Annotated in this window: 4 protein-coding genes; 3 read left to right on the top strand and 1 reads right to left on the bottom strand. The window is 45.3% G+C overall.

Going from position 1 to position 5,090, the window contains the following annotated elements:
* The coding region (locus B9J84_RS04885; RefSeq protein ID WP_094123661.1) for a class I adenylate cyclase at nt 1-1,823 on the bottom strand (1,823 nt) is incomplete at its 3' end.
* A 350-nt stretch (nt 1,824-2,173) separates the two neighbouring features.
* Here B9J84_RS04885 and hemC point away from each other — a divergent pair.
* Genes hemC through B9J84_RS04870 form a run of 3 tightly spaced genes read left to right on the top strand, consistent with a single transcriptional unit; the run spans nt 2,174 to nt 5,042 of the window.
* Nucleotides 2,174-3,112, top strand: coding sequence for a hydroxymethylbilane synthase (hemC, locus tag B9J84_RS04880; RefSeq protein WP_026028808.1), 939 nt, complete (start codon nt 2,174-2,176; stop codon nt 3,110-3,112).
* A gap of 3 nt (nt 3,113-3,115) precedes the next feature.
* A complete protein-coding gene (locus B9J84_RS04875; RefSeq protein WP_094123660.1) occupies nt 3,116-3,877 on the top strand; it encodes a uroporphyrinogen-III synthase in 762 nt (253 codons plus the stop codon).
* Nucleotides 3,861-5,042, top strand: a complete 1,182-nt coding sequence (locus B9J84_RS04870) for a uroporphyrinogen-III C-methyltransferase (protein ID WP_094123659.1) — start codon at nt 3,861-3,863, stop codon at nt 5,040-5,042. The genes B9J84_RS04875 and B9J84_RS04870 overlap by 17 nt, the downstream gene beginning before the upstream one ends.
* The last annotated feature ends 48 nt before the right edge of the window (nt 5,043-5,090 follow it).

The following is a 5,090-nucleotide window of genomic DNA, read 5'->3' as shown; positions in this document are numbered from 1 at the left end:
GTCCGTACTTCATGCCACGAGTTGCGATACACTAAATCGACACTACCGACTAAGCTTTTTTGCTCAGATCCGAAACTGAAAATATCTATATTTTTCAAATCAATTTTGAGCGATTTACCGCTTAATTCCGCGGTAGGATCATTTTCAAAGTTGATGAACATCGCCAGCTGGCTGATTTCACAAGGGCTTGCTAGAGCCTGCATGGTCGGCCGCCGCTTACGCAACGAGAAGGTATTACGCAAATCGCTGACCATTTGATAGAACTTATCAATATCCAACTGTGCGTCACGTACTACTGAATGCAAATGAGTTGATTCCGTGATCAAACCATTGAAGAACGCCCAAGAGACCAGCTTACTGAGGTATTCATTATGCTCAAGGAAAGGTTGGCCAATCATACGATGGGCAACTAGAGGCTGCTTATACAGATACCAGCCCGCTTTATTGGTTCGCCCTTCCCGAACTTGAATAAACGAGAGATCCGGCTCGTGCAGATCTGGCGAAATTTGTGGATTCAGCAGAGTGACTTTACCCGGCAACACCTCAAACACCGCATACAACTTACGTGCGAGGATTGAAATATCTTGTGGGCTAATGGCCGAGGTGATGTCATTACGGCGTGCAAACTGGATCAAGTTTCGATAGCTCAGCATCAACGCATCTAACAACGCATGATGGACGACTTTAACTTGTTCAACTTTCCAATTACGGCGGTTGTCTAATTCTTGAACAACAGATTCCGACCAATTCCACTGCTGAATCATGTGGCTTAATGCTTCTCGACGCCATGCCACTGAGCCTAGGCCCGGCTCACGGGATAACTTTTCATGCGTTTTGAGATAGAAACAACGACGCACCAGATCAAGACGGGCAGAATCACCAATGCGTTCAAGGTAACGCGTCACTTTCTCAAGCATTAAATAGTAAGCATCCATACTGTACAAATCAGGTTCATGAGTAAAAAACCTTCGTTTGGTATCAATGCTTAATAATTGCGTGTGTGGGTACTCCCACGAATACGCCTCAAGCAGAATCGCTTTTAACACTGACTTGTAAGGCGAGTCGATGCTTTTATAAAGCTGCCAAAGGTTTGCGCCGAAATACTCTTCAGCAGGAATGCGGTTCAACTTACCAAAATCGATCCATTCACTGCAATTAATGTAATCATTGCTGCACAATTCGTGCACGTATTCGTCGTAGCACTCTTCCATTTCAGGAGGCACAATTTGCCACAGTAAACGCTTGCCTGCCAACCGAACAGCAGAGCGATAGAACTCGTCTAATAGCAGAAGATGTTGTGATGAACCGCAGTTTTCGCCTGTCATCTGCTCAGAATGATTACTGCGAAAACGTAGCTCATCCATCAAGAAAAAGTTGGCTTCCACCCCTTGGCTCTTTGCCCAATCGGTGATCAACAAACATTTATTGCTTAAGCTTTCCCGCTCATCACAGCTCATACTCGATGCTACACATACCCAAATATCTAAGTCACTCGAAGTGCTTTGACCAATCGACGAGGTACTGCCCATGGTATACAGAGCAAGAATAGCGGGGGAATCAGCGGTCGGTAAGGGTTGACCTAAGGTGAGCTCTGTATCTTCAACCAGCTGACGTTGGATGTCGTTAGGCTCAAAACTATAGACACCATAAGGGACTTTTGCATCGTAGTAGCCGGGAATAATCGGGTGATTGAAGTGCAGTAATGCAGGAATGAAATGAAATACACGTTGACTTTGCAAATCCATAAGCGCCAGCGCACGCTCGGTACGTTGCTGGTTGAGATTGTCTAATCGTTGAATTAACGTCTTGGTGTAAGCCTGCAAGGTTGATTCCTTGGTTGAAACATTAACACGCGCTTTGATTATATTTTATTCTAAAGCACCAAAAAAACGTGATCAATCTAACATTTTCTTTCCATTTGGTAAAGCCCTCTCGATGCATATCACACTCAGGCAGAGCATGCCTACAATGCGCTCCAATGACCTTGGCTATAGTGTCGTAGCTATTTACACTTTGTCGTAATAGCTCATTATATAAACGAGATATAAATCACACAATTTTGACCAATTTATGCTATCTCTTCATCAATCCTTCACAGCGACGATCTAGTAGTAAACCTTTCATAGAGGGAATGATAGGATTAAACCATCCATTACCTACACTCGGGATTATCATGACTCACGCAACACCCATTCGAATCGCCACACGTAAAAGCCCGCTCGCCCTTTGGCAAGCTTATTATGTTAAAGATGCGCTGCAAGCGGCTCATCCTGGCCTAGAAGTGGAATTAGTGACCATGGTAACCAAAGGCGACGTCATTTTAGATACGCCTTTAGCTAAAGTGGGTGGTAAGGGGCTTTTTGTCAAAGAGTTGGAAGTCGCTATGCTTGAAGGCCGTGCCGATTTGGCAGTGCATTCAATGAAAGATGTTCCCGTCGATTTCCCTCAAGGCCTTGGACTAGTGACAATTTGTGAACGCGAAGATCCACGTGATGCTTTCGTTTCAAACACCTATCAAAGCATTGAACAACTGCCTCAAGGTGCCATCGTCGGCACCTGCAGCCTACGTCGCCAATGCCAACTCAAAGCATATCGACCAGACCTTGTGATTAAAGAGTTGCGTGGCAATGTCGGTACTCGTCTTGGAAAACTCGATGCAGGTGAATACGATGCGATTATTCTCGCCGCAGCAGGTTTAAAACGTTTGAAGCTTGAAGATCGCATTCGCAGCATTATTGAACCAGAACAATCGCTTCCTGCAGTAGGGCAAGGTGCAGTCGGGATTGAATGCCGTTTAGATGACGAACGTTTAAGAGCATTACTTGCGCCACTCAACCATTCTGACACGGCTGATCGCGTGAAATGTGAACGAGCCATGAACCTAACATTAGAAGGCGGTTGCCAAGTACCTATCGGTAGCTACGCATTGCTCGATGGTGATCATATTTGGCTAAGAGCATTGGTCGGTGAGCCTGATGGTTCTAAGATTGTGCAAGGTGAGATTCGCGGCCACCGCTCCGATGCCGAGCAACTAGGAATCACGCTTGCCCATCAATTGCTCAATGATGGAGCGCGAGATATTCTGTCCAAACTCTACTGCGAGCACGAATAAAGCATGACGGTGTTGGTCACTCGCCCCGAAAATCAAGGGATTGAACTTTGCCAACAATTAGCGGATCTCGGTATCCGCTCCGTTCACCATCCACTGATTCAGATTAATGCAGGAACCGATCTCCCGTATTTACTCCCAGAACTTCAGCAATGCGACATTATTATTGCGGTTAGCCAAAACGCGGTGACGTTCAGTCATCAATTTTTGCAAGATCACCGATATTTTTGGCCAAATGACGCCAGATACCTTGCCGTTGGTCAAAAAACCGCACATGTTTTCAGCAAATTAAGCCAACAAAAAGTACACTATCCACAGATAAGTGACAGTGAACACCTGCTTGCCCTACCGCAGTTGCAATCAATATCGGGCCTTAAAGTGATGATTTTACGTGGTAATGGCGGACGTGAGCTCATCCACGACAGCTTAATCGAGCGTGGTGCTGATGTGGTGTATAAGGAAGTGTATCGACGTGATACGATCACCCTCTTTGCCGCCGAATCGATATCTCTGTGGCAGCAACAGCAAGTCACTCAGTTAGTTGTCACCAGCTCAGGTCAACTCAATTTTATGATGGATCAATTCTCTGATTCACAACGACTCTGGCTGCTAAATTTAGCTCTTTTTGTCCCAAGCGAGCGAATTCGACAAGAGGCGCTGCACATGGGATTTGGGTGCGTCACGAACGTGGGAAGCGCCTCCAATACAGAACTCGCGGCTAGTATTAGCCAATCTAGACAGGACTCTAAGCATGACAAGCAAAAATAATAACCCGCATATTGAACCTGAAAAAGCAGCCACACCTCCTCTGGTTACAGAAAAAGACGCAACGGATAACCTTGATTCACCAAAAAGTTACGTGCAGGATCCCACGCCTCAGCCTGAAGAAAAGAGTGATAAACGAGCAAAGCGCAGCATCAAACTTTCTGTTATTGCAATTAGCCTATCCATCATTTTCAGTGGTGGTATAGCCTATCAAATGCAGCAAAAAGACGCTGTTTACCAAGCCAAAATCAACGCATTGCAGACTCAATTAACACAAACCCAAAGTCAGCTCGCGGCTGAAATCAATCAAATAAAGCAGGAAACACAAGCCAAAGCGGACCAACTCACTCACAAAACTGACGTAGCCTTGAATCAACAGCAAAAAAGTATCGACAGCTTGCAACTGGCGATAGCTGATATCAAAGGCCGCCGTCCCAACGACTGGCTACTAGCAGAAGCTGACTACTTAGTGAAACTAGCTGGCCGTAAACTTTTTCTAGAACATGACATCGTCAGCGCGACCAAGCTAATGGAAAGCGCTGATCAGCGTATTGCTGAATTGAATGACCCAAGCTTAGTGCCGCTACGCAAAGCCATGGCGCGTGACATTACTCAGCTCAAAATCATCCCATTGATTGATCGTGAAGGGCTAGTGTTACGCTTAACAACCTTACAGCAACAAGTTGACACTCTACCGCTGGCCAATGCCATGTTGCCTGAAACTCAGCAGCAATCAGCACCACAAGTTTCCGAAAATATTAACGACTGGCAAAATAATCTCGTTAGCTCATTGAAAGACTTCTCGGAGAACTTCATTACCTTCCGCACTCGAGACGGTAATGCCATTCCGCTACTGTCACCTGAACAGCACTTCTATCTAAAAGAAAATCTCAAAGCAAAATTAGAAACCGCCATCAAAGCCGTATACGCAGAACAACAAGAGATTTATACAACGGCACTGAGCACAGCAGATAAATGGTCAGCCAGTTTCTTTAATTCCGATGATCAGAGTGTGCAGCAGTTTAATCACGCGCTATTGCAGCTCAGTAAACAAAATATACAAGTGCAATATCCAGTTAAACTTGAAACTCAGCACGAACTCGCTGATGTCATCACTGAACGCCTACGCCGTGAAGTCTCTCCAATGAGCGTTACGGAGGATAAGTAATGTTTAGAGTCATCTTTCTTTTTGTAGTATTAGGGGCCGGTTTATTTG

Source organism: Vibrio sp. V03_P4A6T147 (genome assembly GCF_002241085.1).
GTDB lineage: Bacteria > Pseudomonadota > Gammaproteobacteria > Enterobacterales > Vibrionaceae > Vibrio > Vibrio anguillarum.
The sequence above is the reverse complement of the archived record's forward strand: the minus strand, read 5'-3'. Positions and strand labels throughout refer to the sequence as shown.

What these genes read in the sequence shown, in the direction of transcription:
- B9J84_RS04870 (WP_094123659.1), top strand. Translation starts at nt 3,861, where the DNA reads ATGACAAGCAAAAATAATAACCCGCATATTGAACCTGAAAAAGCAGCC.
- hemC (WP_026028808.1), top strand. Translation starts at nt 2,174, where the DNA reads ATGACTCACGCAACACCCATTCGAATCGCCACACGTAAAAGCCCGCTC.
- B9J84_RS04875 (WP_094123660.1), top strand. Translation starts at nt 3,116, where the DNA reads ATGACGGTGTTGGTCACTCGCCCCGAAAATCAAGGGATTGAACTTTGC.